Here is a 16096-nt window from a genome sequence, read left to right on the forward strand (position 1 = left end):
GGACGGGACTTTCTGCCCATAGTCCGGATTGTGAGACGTTTATTTCATTGTGCGACCGGCGCGGCCGGAAATCCTCCCGCGCCCGCCCCACTCCCCCTGATCCGTCCCCCTCATGCTCCCCTCATCATCCGACATCGAGGCGGAGCAGGTCCTCCTCGGTCTCCCGGCGGACGATGACGCGGGCCGCGCCGTCGCGCACGGCGACGACCGGCGGGCGCGTCACGTGGTTGTAGTTGCTGGCCATGGAACGGCAGTAGGCGCCGGTCGCGGGAACGGCGATGAGGTCACCGGGTGCCAGGTCGGCCGGCAGGAACGCGTCCTTGACCACGATGTCGCCGCTCTCGCAGTGCTTGCCGACGACGCGGGCCAGCATCGGCTGGGCGTCGCTGGTGCGGGAGACGAGGGCGACGCTGTACGCGGCGTCGTAGAGCGCGGTGCGGATGTTGTCGGACATGCCGCCGTCGACGGAGACATAGGTGCGCAGCCCGTCGAGGGGCTTGATGGTGCCGACCTCGTAGAGCGTGAACGCGGTGGGTCCGACGACGGCACGGCCGGGCTCGACGGAGATGCGGGGGGTGCGCAGCCGGGCGGCCTCGCACGCGCGCGTGACGATCTCGGTGAGCGCCTTGGCGATCTCGTGCGGTTCGCGGGGGTCGTCGTCGCTGGTGTAGGCGATGCCGAGGCCGCCGCCGAGGTCGATCTCGGGCAGTTCGACGCCGTGCTCGTCCCGGACGTCCTTGAGGAGGCCGACGACGCGCTGGGCGGCGACCTCGAAGCCGGACATGTCGAAGATCTGCGACCCGATGTGCGAGTGGACGCCGATGAGGTCGAGCCCGTCGAGCCGGAGGGCCCGGCGCACGGCCTCGGCGGCCTGCCCGCCGGCCAGCGGGATGCCGAACTTCTGGTCCTCGTGGGCGGTGGCGATGAACTCGTGGGTGTGCGCCTCGACGCCCACCGTGATGCGGATCTGCACGCGCTGCCGGACACCCCGGGTCTGCGCGATGTGGGCGACGCGGACGATCTCCTGGAAGGAGTCGAGCACGATCCGCCCGACCCCGGCGTCGACGGCCCGTTCGATCTCCGACGTCGACTTGTTGTTGCCGTGGAAGGCGATGCGTTCGGCGGGCATTCCCGCGGAGAGCGCGGTGGCCAGCTCGCCCCCGGAACACACGTCGAGGTTCAGCCCCTCGTCCTTCAGCCACCGCACGATGGCGCGGGAGAGGAAGGCCTTGCCGGCGTAGAAGACGTCGGCGTCGGGTCCGAAGGCGGTCCGCCAGGCGCGCGCCCGGGCCCGGAAGTCGGCCTCGTCCATGATGTAGGCGGGGGTGCCGAACTCCTCGGCGAGCGCCTTCACATCGACCCCGCCGACGGTGACGGCCCCGTCCGCGTTCCGCGCGACGGTCTGCGACCAGACCTTGGGGTCGAGGGAGTTGAGGTCGGCGGGCGGCGCGGAGTAGTGCCCCTCGGGCACGACGTCGGCGTGCCGGGGCCCGGCGGGGTGTGCGGAACGACTCATGACGGTGACTCTCTGACTCTCTCTGCGGGCTCTCTGAACGGGCGGGTCCTGCGGCGGCTCAGAGATGTTCGGGTGCGTCGATGCCGAGCAGGGACAGGCCGCCTGCCAGCACCGTCCCGGCGGCTTCGGCGAGCGCGAGCCGGGCGCGGTGGGCGGCCGAGGGTTTCTCCCCGCCACGCGGAAGGACGGTGGCGAGAAAAGGAAGCGTGGCGTCCGCGACGGCGACGAGGTGCCGGGTGAGCCGGTCGGGCGCGCGGGTGGCGGCGGCCCGCTCCAGCACCCGCGGATGATCGGCGAGAACGGCGGCCAGGGCGACGTCGCCCGTCTCCCCGGCCCGCGCCGAGAACCCCAGGTCAACGGCGTTGCGCCGAAGCCCACGGCACCGGGCGTGCGCGTACCGCACCCGGAAGAGGGGGTTGCTCTCCCGCTGGACGAGATGACCGGCGTCGAGCTGCGGCCGGTCGTGCCCGGCGGGATGCAGCAGGGCCCACCGCCCGGCATCCCGCCCGAGGGGAAGGGGATCACCGAGGGCAGGCACGGGACGCACGTCGAGGGAGCCGTCGGCGTCACCGGGTTCACCGTAGGAATCGACCCGAACGCCGAACACTTCCGCCCACCCACCCCCGCCCTCCGGAGCACGACACCGAGTCCGAACGTCGTTCCCCTGGGCCCGCATCAACCGCCCGACGACGTCCATGACGACGACGGCCCGGACGTCCCCGGGGCAGGTCAGCCGGCGGACGTCGCCGCCCCCGTCCCGGAATCCGTACCGGGGCCCGCGTCGGAGGATCTCGGCGACGAGGTCGGTGGCGGCGGTGTCGCGGAGCCGGATGTTGAGGAACCCGGGTCCGGTGACGACGACGTCGTCGACGCCGTCGGAGCCGAGGAGGTGCGGTCGGAGGATCTCCGCGACCCGCAGCGGGGGCTGCCCGGCGGGGCGGGCGAGCTGGAGGGCGACGTTGGTGGCGTAGTCGCCCCAGCCGCCGGCGCCGGGCGGGGTGACGACGACCCGCTCCGGGAGCCCGGCGGGTGCGAGGCGCAGTTCCCCGTCGTCGACAGCACGACGCACCGCGCGCAGCACGGTACGGGACAGCTCGACGGGGGTCACGGGACCAGCGTAGGGGAGGAGGGGGGTGGGTCGGCGAGCCGGTTTGCCGAAGGGTCCGGGATGTGGACGCGGCGGGGGCGGCGCGGGCTCAGCCCCCGGTGCGACCGGCCCGCTCGGCCTCGCCGACGCCGAGCGCCCCCTGCTGCCGCCGCAGCTCGACCAACCGCCGTACCAGGGCGACCAGTTCGGCGGGGTCGAAGGGTTTGGACAGGAAGGCGTCGACGCCGACGTCGAGGCCGCTGTCGACCTCGTGCTGGGTGCACGCGCTGACGATGGCGAGGGGGAGGTCACGGGTCAGGGGGTCCGCACGCAGCCGGGACGCGGTGCGCAGGCCGTCGAGGCGCGGCATGACGACGTCCAGGGTGATGACGTCGGGGCGCACCTGATGCACGACGTCCAGGCACTCGGCACCATCGGCCGCGGTCACGACCTCGAACCCTTCCAGTTCGAGATTGACCCTGATCAGCTGCCGGATGACCTTGTTGTCGTCCACAACAAGCACCCGGCCCGACGCGCCTGGCACAACTTGAGAGTAGGTCGCCCCACCCCACCGCGTCCGGCGTTTCCTCACTTCCACCCGTTGAGGAGGATGCCGAGGAGAAGCGGCAAGGGAACGGGGAAACGGGGGTGAGCGGGACCGTGACGGGAGGGTGGGCACCCGGCTGCCGGGAGGGCTGCGAGTGGGGAACGGGAGGGGAGTGGGCGGGGCTCGGGAAGTGCCTCGGAGGCGGGGTGTCCGGAAGCTCCGGACCAGGGCGGGGGCGGGGTGGGGACGCCGGTAAACCCGTTCATGAACACCCCTGTGGAGCTGGTAGGGTTCTACCCGTCGCCGCCAAGCAAGGCGCACGACACGCCCCCGTAGCTCAGGGGATAGAGCAACGGCCTCCGGAGCCGTGTGCGCAGGTTCGAATCCTGCCGGGGGCACTCGCCTAGCAGCTGGGAACGTTCCTAGGTGGTCGGGCGGATGCCGACGGAGAAGGGCGGGAGTCAGTTTTACTGGCTCTCGCCCTTTTCTCGTTCTCAGGTCAGTTGTTCGGCCAGGCCGATGATGATGCCCTCGGGGCCGCGGACGTAGCAGAGCAGGTGGCTGTTCTCGAAGCGGGCGATCTCGCCGAGGACTTCGGCGCCGTGCGGGCGCAGGCGGGCGACGGTGTCCTCGATGTCGTCGACGGCGAACATGACGCGGTGGGTGCCCAGGATGTTGTGCGGGCGGTCGCGTGGTCCGGCGCTGATCGCCTCGGGGCTGCGGTACTTGGCCAGTTCGAGCCGGCCGTGGCCGTCCGGGGTGCGGACCATCGCGATGTCGCAGTGGACGCCGTCGAGGCCGGTGCACTGGTCGGCGAAGCGGCCCTGGACCTCCGCCCTGCCCTCCAGTTCCATACCGAGTTCCTCGAAGAACGCGAGGGCGGCGTCCATGTCGTCGACGACGATGCCGACGTTGTCCATCCGCTGAATCGCCATGCTGGTCCTCCTTCTGCGAAGACGGTCCGCCGCAGCGTGCGCGCGGAGGCCTCTCCAACCTAGGTCACGGCGCCGGGTCGCCCCCGGCGCCTCGTCGCGCCTAGCATGAACGTCCGTTCAGGAGGTGGCGCAGCGTGCTGCAACAGGTGGAACGCGAGGGTGTCTCGCTCGCTCTCACCCGGCGTGACGGTTCGGGTCGGCCGTTGGTGATCGTGCCCGGGGTCATGGCCGACGCCGCCGGATGGCAGCCGGTCGTGGACGCGCTGGACGTGGCCGGGCCGGTCTATGTGCTGAACCGGCGTGGCCGTACGCCCAGTGGTCCGCTCGGCCCCGGCTATTCGGTGCGGACCGAGATCGACGACCTGGACCGCGTTCTCGACGAGGTCATCGCCGCCGAGGGCGTGGCCGGGGTGGACCTGTTCGGCTGGAGCTTCGGCGGGCTCGTGGCGCTGGAGACGACGGCGCGGCGTCCCGGGAACGTCCACTCGCTCACCCTCTACGAACCGGTCGTGCGGCCCTTCGGCCGGGACGCGCTCGACGCCCTGCGGGAGGCCGACGCGGCCGGCGACCTGGACCGTGCGGTGGAGATCGTGAACCGTGATGTGTCGGGGTTCTCCGAGGAGTACGTGGCGCGGCTGCGGCAGACCCCCGTCTGGGAGGTCCTCAAGCCCCTGGCGGCGCCGCTGGCACGGGAGTTGACCGCCCTTGACGGCCATGTCACCGACCTGCGGGCGTTCGGCGGGCTCGACCTGCCGCTCACCCTGCTGCTCGGCGCCGAGAACGAGGGCGTCCCGCCCTACGGTGACGTCTTCGCCGAGTTCGCGTCGGCACTGCCCCGCGCCCACGTCGTCCGCATGCCGGGCCAGGGCCACCTCGCCCACGCACAGTCCCCGGCCGAACTGGCCCGACACATCGGCCAGGCGCTCGGTGCGGCGGGCCGGGACTCGGCGGACGGCGGAGTTCTTCCAGTGCGGTGCGGCACTGGTTCCGTGCAGGTGTGCTGAGCCGGGGTGACTCCCGCGCGACATCCGGCGAGGACGGCAACCAGGAGTGGAGAGTGGCCAGCGTCTCCAGCAGTTGGCCCGCCGCCGTGGCGGACCGCTCCCGTTCCCGTTCACGACGCGCCAGGCGGGCGTTGGGGGTGGTCAGGTCGGTAGGGGGCGGTTCGGTACTGCGTGTTTCATCACGATGGTTGAGGTCAGGCGTTGGACGCCGGGGAGGGTGGTGAGGCGGTCGTCGTAGAGGCGTTGGAACGCTGTGAGGTCGGCGGCGACCACGCGGAGCAGGTAGTCGGGCTCGCCGAAGAGGCGTTGGGCCTGGAGTACGTGGGGGAGGTCGGCCACGGCCTGTTCGAAGGCGGCGACGGTGGCGCCGTTCTCCCAGCGGAGGGTGGCGAAGACCAGGGCCTCGAAGTCCAGGCCGAGCGCGGCCGGGTCGACGACGGCGCGGTAGCCGCGGATGGCGCCGGTGCGTTCGAGGTCGCGCAGGCGGCGGTGGCACGGCGAGACGCTCAGCCCCACCCGGGCGGCCAGGTCGGTCACCGTCAGGCGGCCGTCCCGTTGCAGCTCCGCAAGAATTGTCCGGTCCAGGTCGTCCATGCGGGAGATTCTGCCTCAGCTGGCCGTCTGGTGGGGGAAATTTAGGAACACCTTTGGGCATGGTGCGCCTAGCCTTCTCCTGCACGTCTGAGTTTCTGAACGTCTGACCGGATGATAGGGATGAGGGAATGAGGGGAGAACGGTGGCGGGCCGCGCGCGGCAGGAGCAGGTGAGTCCGGCCGTCGCCGACAGCGCGGGCGGCTACGCGGCGTTCACCGTGCTCCCCGAGGACATGTCCGTTCTCACCGTCGAGTACCAGATCAATCTGCTGGCGCCCGCCACCGGCGATCACGTCGAGGCCGTCGGGACGGTGCTGAAGGCCGGGCGCACCCTGACCGTGTGCCGCCTGGAGGTGTTCGGCGTCCAGGGGGAGCAACGATCGCTCGTCGCCGCCGGGCAGCAGACGCTGATCGCCGTGAAGACGGCCGAACGATGAGACACGCGACGGAGGACGGGGCATGAGGATCTCTCGACGGGCGCAGGGGATCGCGCCGTTCTACGCGCTGGAGTTCGGCAAGCACGCCGCCGCGCTGGAGGCCGCGGGCCACCATGTCGTCAAACTCAGCATCGGGGAACCGGACTTCGGCGCACCCCCCGCCGTGCTGAGCGCCCTGCGGGACGTCACGGACGGCAGGCCGCTGCCCTACACCGCGCCGCTCGGGGTGCCCGCGCTGCGGGAGGCGATCGCCGGGTTCTACCGCACGCAGCACGGCGTGACCGTGGACCCGGCGCGGGTCGTCGTGACCGCCGGGGCGTCGGCCGCGCTGGTGCTGGCCGCCGCCGCGCTGGTCGATCCCGGTGACGAGGTGCTCATCGCGGACCCGTCCTACCCGTGCAACCGGCAGATCGTGGAGAGTTTCGGCGCCCAGGTCACGCTCGTGCCGACCGGCGCGGAGTCCCGGTTCCAGCTGAACGCGGCCTCGGTGCGGGCGAGTTGGTCGGAGCGGACCCGTGGGGTCATGGTCGCCACGCCGTCGAACCCGACCGGTACTTCGGTACCGGGCGACGAGTTGGGCGCGCTGTGCGGCCTCGCCCGTGAGCGCGGCGCCTGGCGGCTCGTCGACGAGATCTATCTCAACCTGAGCGACCACGACGAGCAGGGCAGGCCGCCGCGCAGTGCGCTGTCCCGCGACCCGGACGCCGTCGTCGTCAACAGTTTCTCGAAGTACTTCGGCATGACCGGCTGGCGGCTCGGCTGGTGCGTCGTGCCGGAGGATCTTGTCCCGGTGCTCGAACGCCTCACGCAGAACTACTTCCTGTGCGCGTCGACTCCCGCGCAGTACGCGGCACTTGCCTGCTTCACGCCCGAGTCCCTCGCGGTGTGCGAGGAGCGCCGGGTGGAGTTCGGGCGGCGCCGGGCGCTGGTCCTCGACGGGCTCGCCCGGATCGGGCTGCCGGTGCCGGTGCCGCCGGACGGCGCGTTCTACGTGTACTTCGACGTCGGGGCGACGGGGCTGACGTCCTGGGAGTTCTGCGAACGGGCCCTGCGCGAGGCGCACGTCGCGCTCACCCCGGGCCGGGACTTCGGCACCCGCTCGGCACCGAAGCACGTACGCCTCTCCTACGCGGCCTCCACGGATGAACTCCGGGAGGGGATACGCCGGTTGGGGGCGTTCGTGGGGGGACTGGGCGCGTAGGTCATCGCGGGGGGCGGTCCGCCGACGGTGGTGCGGGCCGGGTGGGATGGCTGCGGGACATCGCCGAACTCTCCGGCCCGTTGGACACGGCACCGGGCCCCTTTCTCGGCGTTGGCCGGGCCTTGGGCGAGGGGAGCAGTTCGGCGGCGCGCGCCCGCACCGGGTCCAGCGAGGCGAAGTCCGTCAGGTGGGCCCGGCCGCCGTCTTCTCCGGGGCTAGAGTTCCGTCATGGAACCCTCGCGGCGACTGCGCGCCGACGCCGCCCGTAACTCCGAGCGGATTCTGCGGGCCGCGCGTGAGGTCTACGCGGAGAACGGGCCCGACGCGATGCTGGAGGACATCGCCCGCCGTGCCGGGGTGGGCATCGCGACGCTGTACCGGCGTTTTCCCAACAAGGAAGCGCTCGTGCGGGCCGCGTTCGAGCAGAGCATGTCGGAGCACCTCTCGCCCGCGATCGAGCGGGCCCTCGCCGACGAGGACACCCGGCAGGGGCTCGACACCCTGCTGAACGCCGCCCTGTCGATGATGGCCCGCGAACGCAACATCCTGGCCGCCGCCGACCTCTCGGGCACCCTCACCGCCGAGGTCGCCGCTCCTTTCCTCGACCCGCTGATGCTCCTCGTCCGCCGGGGACAGCGGTCCGGTGCCCTGCGCGCCGACCTCGTCCCGGACGACGTTCACCGTCTGATGGGCATGCTCATCGGCGTGCTGTGGAGCATCGACCCCGCCGGTGAGGGCTGGCGGCGTTATGTCGCGCTCACGCTGGACGCCCTCTCCCCCGCCGGGGCGAGCCCGTTGCCGCCCGTCACGCCGCTGGCCCACCGCGTCGGGGACGGGGACCGGTACCGGCCCGACCATCCCGCGCGCACCCTCACCGGCACCGGGAGGAACGGCACCCGCACCCGCCGGTGACGTCCTCGGCGGCCCGCACCACCCGGTCCCGTTGATTCCCGTCGTTTGATTTCCCGGGTTGATTCCGGTGGCGACAGCGGGTGGAACGTCAATGTCCTGGCTGCCAGCCTTCCGTCCCAGGGTCATCCGGGTGTACCGGGCAGGCGCCCGCACCTGACGTGCGGTGCACCTCGCTCCCGGCGGCCGGCAACGCGTCTCCCTCGTCCTCGCGGCAGCAGCCGCGGGGCCGTCGGCCGTGGCCGGGCACTTCGGATCTGCCCTTGAGCAGAAGGAAGACTATGAGATCAACAAGGAAGTCCCAGCGTTTCGCGCTGGCACTCATCGGCACGGTCGCCGCCGTCGCGGCGCCGCTGACGGTGAGCGCTCCGGCGTGGGCGGCCCCGGCGCCGGCCACGACCACCGCCACCGTGTCGTCGCTGCCCACCCAGGGGCAGTGGAAGCAGATCGACAAGATCGCCTCGGCGCACTCCGCGCTCGGCGTCGCCGACTCCGGCGCGGTGGTCAGGCTGGCCGCCGACACCTCGGCCGCGGCCCAGGCCAAGGTCGCCGCGCAGCTCCCGGCCGGTGCCAAGACCGTCGTGCGGACCAGCAAGTTCAGTGAGAGCAAGCTGAACCAGATCCAGAAGACGGTCACGGCACGCGACTGGAACAGCGACGCCGACAAGTACGGCGTGGCCACCTCCTACGACCCCGGCACGGACAAGGTCGTCGTCTACACCAACGCCCCGGCCTCCGTCACGAAGTCGCTGACCACGTCCTACCCGGGCGCCCTGGACGTGGAGCAGTCGCGTCTTGAAGCGCAGAACAGCCGGTTCGGTGACGCCCAGCCGTTCTGGGGCGGGGCCGCGCTGGTCGCCAGTGAGAGCAGCGGCGCCTACAAGTGCACCGCCGGTTTCACCGTCAAGGAGCGCGCCACCGGCAACCTCTACATGACGACCGCCGGGCACTGCTACAGCAACCTGACGCACGTCTACAACCGCCGGGCGGACAACAGCGACGGCAACTGGGTCGGGCAGGTCAACCGCCGCAACCAGAGCATCGACACCGAGATGATCTACGCCAGTTCGTCGGTAGCGTACGGCACCGACATCTACACCGGCGGCACCACCTACAGCGAGTCCCACGCCTTCGTGCACGGGACGGAGCAGCCCGAGCTGGGTACGCAGGTGTGTGTGAGCGGCTCCGTGTCGTTCAACCACTGCGGCCACCCGATCTCCAACACCCACTTCAGCATCTGCTACTCGGGGGGCTCGAACTGCATCACGAACGGCCGGGGCTTCCTCTACGACCGGGGCGGCACGTACCCGAGCTACGACAACGGGCAGCTCACCCAGGGTGGTGACTCCGGTGCCCCGATCTACACCGAGGACTACACGCAGTCGGCCGCCTGGATCGTCGGCTCGCACTCGGGCCTCATCTACCAGGGCGAGAACGCCTGCGGCTGCTCCAAGCCGCACATGGTCGGCGTGAACGTGTACAGCATCGTCCAGGCCATGGGCGTCGACGTCATCACCAAGTGACCGTCCGCCGTCCGTAACAGGTGATCGCCCGCGTCCGTGGCAGGCGATCGCCCGGCACCCCTCCGGCGCACGCCTGAACAGCACCGGAACGAGTGCCGAGGTGCCGGTCGTCCCCCCAGGGCGGCCGGCACCCACCCGGACCCCCTCACCTCGCCCGGACCCCCTCACCCCGCCCGAAGGCGCACCCCGACCGTCGCTACCGAAGGCACGCCGCGCCGCCCCAGCCGCCCACCGGGCGGTGCCGCACCTCTGGAGTCACCATGCCCCACCCCCGCACCCGCACCGCCGCGCCGTCGGTCCCCATGGACCAGGGCGACGCCCAGGGACGTCACGCGGGCGTCCGGATCGGCCGCTGGCTGGCCGCCGGCGTCCCCTGGTTCGCCCCGTTCGTCGCGATCTCCGCGGTGATGAACGTCCTCGCCCTCGCCCTCGGCGGCCCGGACATCACCGACACCGCCGACCAGGTCCTGGGCGCCGGGGACTGGAGCCAGCCGCACACCTGGGCCGCGTTGCTGCTCAAGATCGGCTCCAGCGGGCTCGGTTTCCTGCCCGTGGGCGTGGCCGGATATCTGGCCTACGGCATCGCGGGGCGCCCGGGGTTGATCCCGGGTCTGCTGGGCGGCATGGCCGCGATGGGCGTCCAGGGCGGCGTCCTGGTCCCGCTGGCCGCCGGTCTCATCGCCGGCGGCGTCACCGTCGCCCTCCAGCGCATACCGTTCCCGGCGACACTCCGTGACCCCGCCGCGAACGTGCTGCTCCCCCTGCTCGCCGCCCTGATCACCTCGCTCGCGGCCTTCGTCGCCGCCCAGTTGGTGCTCGGCCCGCTGGCCGCCTGGCTGCACCAGAAGATGGCCTTCCTCGAATTCCAGAACACCGCCCTGCTCGGCATGTTCCTCGGGCTGATGGTCTGCTGCGACCTCGGCGGCGCGATCAGCCGGACGGCGGTCGCCTTCGCCACGGTCGGCGTGAGCGGGTACGACGCCTCGAAGTTCAGCCCGATCGACATCACCATCATGGCCGCGGTGATGGCCGCCGGAATGGTCCCGCCGCTCGGCATGACCCTGGCCACGCTGGTGCGCCGCACCGTCTTCTCCGACGCCGAACGGGCCTACGGCAAGGTCTCCTGGCTGTTCGGCGCGGCTTCGCTGCCCCAGGGCGCGGTGCCGTTCGCGCTGTCCGACCCGTTGCGGGTGATCCCGGCGGGCATGGCGGGCGGGGCGGTCAGCGGCGCCCTCGTCATGACGTTCGGCAGCACGTTCACCGTTCCCTACGGCGGTCTGCTGGCCGTCGGCGATCTGGGCAGGCCGCTGCTGTTCGGGGTCGCCGTGATCGCCGGTGCGCTGGTCACCGCGGCGGTCGCGGTGGGCCTGAAGAGCCTGCGCAGCCCGGTGCCCCTCGCGCCGCCCGCCGCCACCCGCCCGGTGCCGCCCCGCGCCCGGAACGGCCGCAAGGCGTCGGCCACCGCCTGACCCCGTCCCCACGTCAGCCGGAAAGGTCCGGCCGCCCGGGCGCCAGGTGCCCCGAGCGGCCGGACCTTTCGTCATGCCGGTGCTGAACGGCCGTTGCCCCGAAGGCTGTTGAGCGGTCTTCCGCTCGCCTTCCGTCCGGGCCTCCGGCCGCGAGCGCCTGCTACCGGTTGCCGGTCACTGGTCAGGTGCTGCCGGTGACCGGCTGCCGGTCAGGTGTGCCGACCACTGGTCAGCGGTTCGTCCACAGATGCCAGAAGACGTCGCCCTCCGCGCACTGGTACTGGTCCCAGTGGCCGCGCTCGACGCCCTGGCGGCCGGCGTTGTCGCAGTTCGCCCACGTCCAGTACCAGGTGCGGTAGACGGGCAGGTTGGCGGCGGGGGCGGCGGCCACCGTGTGGGTGGTGGCGGGGGCGGCTGCCGCCGAGGAGACCCCGACTCCGAGCGGTGCCACCAGGGCGGCTCCCGCCAGGAGGAGGGTGGCCAGGGACTTCGCGTTCTTCATCTGCGTTTCTCCCGTTGGTCGTGGCCGTGGTCCGTCAGCCGTGGGCTGGCGTTCGTCGGCCGGTGTCGTGTGTCCGGCGGCCGGTCGGACCGGCTGCCGACTCCAGGAATACCGGCTCCGCGTTGTTCACGATCGGGGCGCTGACGTGGACAGACGGATGCTGAACAACGCGTGCTCGCGGGGTGCCGTTCTCCCCGGTCAGCAGGGTGGCCGGTACGGCAGTCCCGGCACGAACCGGCGGGCCGCGGCCGGGGAGAGGCCCGGGTGGCCCGTCGTCCGGCAGATCCGTTCGGCGACCCGGTCCGCGTCGAGGTCCCACACCAACGCCGTCGCGTCCTCGGCCGCCGTCACCAGGGTGTGGCCGTCGGGGGCGAAGGCGAGCGCGTCGACGGGTTTGGTGTGCCCGGTGAGGACCGCCAGTTCGGTGGGGTGGCGGGGGTCGGCCAGGTTCCACAGGCGAACCGGGCGGTCGGGGCTCGCGGTCGCCAGGGTCCGGCCGTCCGGGCTGAACGCGAGGGCGCGGACGGCGTCGGTGTAACCGCCCGGGGCGGCGAGTTGGACGGGGGCGGTGGGGTCGGTGACGTCCCACAGGCGCACCGTGCGGTCGTAGCCGGTGGTCGCCAGGAGGTGGCCCCGGGGGCTGAACGCCACCGCCTTGACGCCGTGGTGATGCGCGGTCAGCGTGGCGAGAGGGCGCGGTGCGGTCGGCCGTGCGGTGTCCCACAACCGCACGGTGTGGTCCGCGCCGCCGGTGGCGAGCACCCGGCCGTCGGCGCTGAACGCGACCGATTCGACCGGCCCGTCGTGGCCCGCGACGGTGGCGACGGCGTGCGGGTGGGCGGGATCGGCGGTGTCCCACAACCGCACGGTCGTTCCCCCGGCGGCGAGCAGGGTGCCCTTCGGCTGGAAAGCGACGGTGTGGACGGCGCCGGGATGATCGGCGAGCCGGGCGAGGAGGCGTGGGGTGCCCCCTCGTGCGGTGTCCCAGAGGCGCACCGTGCGGTCGAGGCTCGCCGACGCGAGCGTGTGGCCGTCGGGTGCGAAGGCGACGGCCTTGACGGCGGCGGTGTGCCCGGTCAGGAGGGAGCGCGGCGCGGGCCGGTAGGGGTCGGTGGTGTCCCACAGCCGGACGGTGCTGTCGTCACCGCCGGTCGCGACGGTGTGCCCGTCCGGGCTGAACGCCACGCCGTGCAGCGAGTTGGTGTGCCCGAGCAGCACCGGGCCGGGCAACTCCCACAGGCGGGCGGTGAGATCGATGTCGCCCGAACTGGCGAGTGTGTGCCCGCCGGGGCCGAACGCGAGCGAAGTGACGCCGCCGGTATGGCCGTTGAGGACGGTCAGGGGGCGGGCGTGGGTCCGGTCGGTGAGGTCCCACAGGCGGACCCGGGTGTCCGACGCACCGCTGGCGAGGGTCCGTCCGTCGGGGCTGAAGTCGAGGGCGAGAACGGTGTCCGTGTGCCCGGTGAGCTTCGCCGGTGGACGCGGGGCACCGGGCCCTTTGGCGTCCCAGAGACGCACGGCCTGGTCGTTCCCGGCCGAGGCGAGGGTCCGGCCGTCCGGGGAGAGGGCGAGCACGCGGACCGGGAGGGTGGTGACGGGGGTGCGGGTGACGGGTGTCGACGGTGTCGACGGGGCGGGCGGTGCGGCGGCGGTGCCCGGTGCTGTCCCGGCCGCGCTGGGGCGCGGGGCGTCGCAGGGTTCCCGTTCCCCGCCGCCGGGTGCCGGGATCGGGTCGGCCAGGGTCCACAGGGCGATGCCGTGGGTGCCGCCGACGGCGAGGATGTGGCCGTCGGGGGTGAAGGCGAGGGAGTCGGGCCGTTCCGCCTCCCCCGTCAGGACGCCGGCCGGTGTGACGGCGGGCGTCGCCCGGCACCGGCGGGCCGCGTGCCACAGCCGGACGGCGTGATCGCCGCGGGCGGTGGCGAGGGTGCGGCTGTCCGGCGCGAACACGACCGTCGGACCCGTGCCCTTGAGCACGGCCGGGGCGTCGACCCGGGACGGCGTGGCGACGTCCCACACCCGGGCCCGCCCGTCCGCCCCCGCCGCCGCGAGCAACCGCCCGTCGGGGCTGAACCTCATCGACCGCACCTCGCCGGGCCGCCCGGCGAGCGTGGCCAGGGGGCGGGGCCGGTGCGGTGCGGTGACGTCCCACAGGTGGACGGCGTGGCCGCGTACGGCGGTGGCCAGGACGTGCCCGTCGGGGCGGAGCGCGACGCGGTCGAGGCGGTCGCTTCCGGCCAGCCGGGTCGCGTACGGCGTGGCGTACCCGCTCAGCAGCGCGCCTCGGGCCGCGACGGTGGGGTGCAACCGGTAGGCGCTCAGGGCGAGTTGGAGCGCGGCTGCGGGATCGGTCGGCCGCAGGGCGGCGGCCTGTTCCGCGATGCGCTGCGAAACGGCGGTGTCGCGCTCGTCGGCCGCCCGGTGCTGGGCCAGCACGGCGAACCCGGTCGCCGTCGCCGTACAGAGCAGCAGGAACGCGAGCAGCCACGTGAGCTGACGCAGCCTCCGGGTCCCCCGTAGCGCGGCCCGCTCCTCAGCGGCCCGCGCGGCGAGGCTCGCGTGCAGGAAGGCGCGTTCGCGAGCGCTGAGGGTCGCGGCGGGGGGCGGGGTGGTGCGCCGTCGGCGGGAGAGGGACCCTGCGCGGGACGGTTTGGCGTTCGTCCGGTCGTCGCGTGCACCGGCGTCCGACGAGGCACCGCGCTCCTGGTCGCCCTCCCCCTCCCGGTCCCCCGCCGCCCTCGCGCGCCGGGCGCCGCCGTGTTGTCCCGCTGCCCACTGGTGGGCGGATGCCAGTCGGATGCCTCGGTAGAGGGCGCCGGGGTCGCGGCGGACCGACTCCCAGGCGTGGGCCGCTTCCGTGAGGGCGCGGTGGATGCGTTGGCCCTCGCGGTCGTCGAGGAGCCAGCCGCGCAGCCGGGGCCAGCAGCGGATCAGGACCTCGTGGGTGATCTCGATGCTGGTGCGGTCGAGGGTGACCAGGCGTTCGCGTGCGAGGCGTTCGAGGACGAGGGCGGTGTCGGCGGCGTGCGCGTCGCGCTGGTCGGGCGGCACCGCGAGGGCGGAGCCGGCCGGTGCCGACACGGTGTCGGGGCAGGGGGCCAGTTCGGCGCGGGTGATGCGGCGTTTGGTGTCCTCGGCGCCTTCGCCCAGCGCGGTCAGCCGCAGCAACAGGGCCCGGGCCGCCTCCTGTTGGCGCGGAGACAGGTCGGCGTACAGGGTCTCGGCCGTGTGGGCCAGCGCGCCGTCGATCCCGCCGGTGGCGTGGTAACCGGCCAGGGTCAGTGTCGTCCCGCGACGGCGGCGCCAGGTCTCCAGCAGGGCGTGCGAGAGCATCGGGAGGACCGCGGCCTGGCCCTGTGTCTGGCTGACGAGTTCCGCCACGAGCGCGCCCTCGACCTGGTAACCGGCGTCCACGGCGGGCCGGGTGATGGCCCGGCGCAGTTCGTCGGTGGTCATGGGGCCGACCGGGAGCTGGGCGTCGCTCATCGCACGGGCCAGTCCGGCGTGGGCGGTGCAGTGGGCGTAGAAGTCGGCACGGACGCCGACGACGACCCGGCACCGGCTGTTCTCGGCACCCGCCGCCGTGACGAGCGCGTCGATGAACCGGGCGCGTTCGGCGGGATCGTGGCAGAGCGTGAAAAGTTCCTCGAACTGGTCGACCACCAGCAGCGCTTCCGCCTCGTCCGGCTGGCCGGCGAGGGCGTGGCGGACCGCGCGGTGCAGGGCGCGGGGCGAGTCCGCCAGGTCCCGCGCGAGGGCGCCGGGTGACCGTCCGGCCGCCTCGGCGCAGGCGATCGCCGCCTCCTCCAGCGGGCTGGGCCCGGGCGTGAACATCACCGTCGGCCACTGCGGGTACGCGCGCCGCCAGTGCGGGACGACCCCGGCGCGCAGCAACGACGACTTGCCCGCGCCCGACGCCCCGACCACGGTGACGAACCTGCTGTCCCGCAGCCGTTGCGCCACCTCCTCGATCAGCCGCTCCCGCCCGAAGAACCGGTCCGCGTCCTCGGCCCGGAACTCCGCGAGCCCCACGTAGGGAACGGCGTCCCCGGCGGCCCCCTCGGGTCCGGCCGCCGGTCCGGTCTCCCGCGCGTGCTCCGCCGCCAGGGCGTGCCAGTGCCGCTCCCACTCGACGCGGTCGGCCCCGCAGGCCGTGGCATAGGCGAGCGTCACCGCCAGGCTGGGCAGCTTGGTCCCGGCCGCGGCCGAGGAGAGCGCGGCGACCGAGTAGTGGGAGATCCGGGCCAGTTCCCGATAGGTCGGGCCGCCCGCCTTCTGCCGCAACGCCCGTAACTCCGCCGCCAGCCGCAACGGCACCCCGTCCCCCGCCGCCAGCGGGCGTTCCCCTCGCGCCACCGTGGCCCCCTTCCCCC

At 73.0% G+C, this 16096-nt stretch carries 12 protein-coding genes, 1 tRNA gene and 1 pseudogene; 7 read left to right on the forward strand and 7 right to left on the reverse strand.

Translation table 11 applies throughout. The annotated features are described in order from the left end of the window. Positions 1-124 precede the first annotated feature (124 nt). The 3 genes from lysA to ACIQOU_RS15385 form a co-directional block, all read right to left on the reverse strand. A complete protein-coding gene (lysA, locus tag ACIQOU_RS15375; RefSeq protein ID WP_401537193.1) occupies positions 125-1516 on the reverse strand; it encodes a diaminopimelate decarboxylase in 1392 nt (463 codons plus the stop codon). A 58-nt stretch (positions 1517-1574) separates the two neighbouring features. Then, on the reverse strand, positions 1575-2624 hold the full coding sequence (nrtL, locus tag ACIQOU_RS15380) for an ArgS-related anticodon-binding protein NrtL (protein WP_401537194.1): 1050 nt from the start codon (positions 2622-2624) through the stop codon (positions 1575-1577). A gap of 88 nt (positions 2625-2712) precedes the next feature. Next, complete coding sequence (locus tag ACIQOU_RS15385) at positions 2713-3201, reverse strand: two-component system response regulator (RefSeq protein ID WP_401537195.1); 489 nt, start codon at positions 3199-3201, stop codon at positions 2713-2715. Positions 3202-3476: 275 nt separating this feature from the next. Between ACIQOU_RS15385 and ACIQOU_RS15390 the strand changes: the two genes are divergently transcribed. After that, positions 3477-3548, forward strand: a tRNA-Arg gene (locus ACIQOU_RS15390). Positions 3549-3644: 96 nt separating this feature from the next. Here ACIQOU_RS15390 and ACIQOU_RS15395 read toward each other — a convergent pair. Then, entirely contained in the window at positions 3645-4085 is a 441-nt protein-coding gene (locus tag ACIQOU_RS15395) for a VOC family protein (RefSeq protein ID WP_401537196.1), read from the reverse strand. Between the two features lie 134 nt (positions 4086-4219). Between ACIQOU_RS15395 and ACIQOU_RS15400 the strand changes: the two genes are divergently transcribed. After that, entirely contained in the window at positions 4220-5089 is an 870-nt protein-coding gene (locus ACIQOU_RS15400) for an alpha/beta fold hydrolase (RefSeq protein ID WP_401537197.1), read from the forward strand. A gap of 141 nt (positions 5090-5230) precedes the next feature. Here the strand turns inward: ACIQOU_RS15400 and ACIQOU_RS15405 are convergent, their stop codons facing one another. Further along, on the reverse strand, positions 5231-5683 hold the full coding sequence (locus ACIQOU_RS15405) for an Lrp/AsnC family transcriptional regulator (protein WP_401537198.1): 453 nt from the start codon (positions 5681-5683) through the stop codon (positions 5231-5233). Positions 5684-5861: 178 nt separating this feature from the next. Here ACIQOU_RS15405 and ACIQOU_RS15410 point away from each other — a divergent pair. The 5 genes and pseudogenes from ACIQOU_RS15410 to ACIQOU_RS15430 form a co-directional block, all read left to right on the forward strand. Next, positions 5862-6119 (forward strand): annotated as a pseudogene (locus ACIQOU_RS15410) (PaaI family thioesterase); the annotation flags it as partial. Positions 6120-6141: 22 nt separating this feature from the next. After that, on the forward strand, positions 6142-7320 hold the full coding sequence (locus ACIQOU_RS15415; protein WP_401537199.1) for a pyridoxal phosphate-dependent aminotransferase: 1179 nt from the start codon (positions 6142-6144) through the stop codon (positions 7318-7320). Positions 7321-7548: 228 nt separating this feature from the next. Next, on the forward strand, positions 7549-8232 hold the full coding sequence (locus tag ACIQOU_RS15420) for a TetR/AcrR family transcriptional regulator (protein WP_401537200.1): 684 nt from the start codon (positions 7549-7551) through the stop codon (positions 8230-8232). 278 nt (positions 8233-8510) lie between these two features. Next, complete coding sequence (locus ACIQOU_RS15425) at positions 8511-9752, forward strand: hypothetical protein (RefSeq protein ID WP_401537201.1); 1242 nt, start codon at positions 8511-8513, stop codon at positions 9750-9752. A 260-nt stretch (positions 9753-10012) separates the two neighbouring features. Continuing rightward, the gene (locus ACIQOU_RS15430; protein ID WP_401537202.1) at positions 10013-11221 is read left to right on the forward strand and encodes a fructose-specific PTS transporter subunit EIIC; all 1209 of its coding nucleotides are present in this window, start codon (positions 10013-10015) and stop codon (positions 11219-11221) included. Positions 11222-11450: 229 nt separating this feature from the next. On the opposite strand, the gene ACIQOU_RS15435 is transcribed toward ACIQOU_RS15430, so the two are convergent. Together ACIQOU_RS15435 and ACIQOU_RS15440 are read right to left on the reverse strand one after the other, a co-directional pair. Further along, positions 11451-11723, reverse strand: coding sequence for a hypothetical protein (locus ACIQOU_RS15435; RefSeq protein WP_401537203.1), 273 nt, complete (start codon positions 11721-11723; stop codon positions 11451-11453). 198 nt (positions 11724-11921) lie between these two features. After that, entirely contained in the window at positions 11922-16079 is a 4158-nt protein-coding gene (locus tag ACIQOU_RS15440) for an XRE family transcriptional regulator (RefSeq protein WP_401537204.1), read from the reverse strand. Between the last annotated feature and the right edge of the window lie 17 nt (positions 16080-16096).

It is taken from the genome of Streptomyces sp. NPDC091279, from assembly GCF_044757465.1.
GTDB lineage: Bacteria > Actinomycetota > Actinomycetes > Streptomycetales > Streptomycetaceae > Streptomyces.

Coding starts and splice junctions, on each gene's coding strand:
- lysA (WP_401537193.1), bottom strand. CDS start 1,516: ATGAGTCGTTCCGCACACCCCGCCGGGCCCCGGCACGCCGACGTCGTG.
- ACIQOU_RS15395 (WP_401537196.1), bottom strand. CDS start 4,085: ATGGCGATTCAGCGGATGGACAACGTCGGCATCGTCGTCGACGACATG.
- ACIQOU_RS15405 (WP_401537198.1), bottom strand. CDS start 5,683: ATGGACGACCTGGACCGGACAATTCTTGCGGAGCTGCAACGGGACGGC.
- ACIQOU_RS15415 (WP_401537199.1), top strand. CDS start 6,142: ATGAGGATCTCTCGACGGGCGCAGGGGATCGCGCCGTTCTACGCGCTG.
- ACIQOU_RS15420 (WP_401537200.1), top strand. CDS start 7,549: ATGGAACCCTCGCGGCGACTGCGCGCCGACGCCGCCCGTAACTCCGAG.
- ACIQOU_RS15425 (WP_401537201.1), top strand. CDS start 8,511: ATGAGATCAACAAGGAAGTCCCAGCGTTTCGCGCTGGCACTCATCGGC.
- ACIQOU_RS15430 (WP_401537202.1), top strand. CDS start 10,013: ATGCCCCACCCCCGCACCCGCACCGCCGCGCCGTCGGTCCCCATGGAC.
- ACIQOU_RS15435 (WP_401537203.1), bottom strand. CDS start 11,723: ATGAAGAACGCGAAGTCCCTGGCCACCCTCCTCCTGGCGGGAGCCGCC.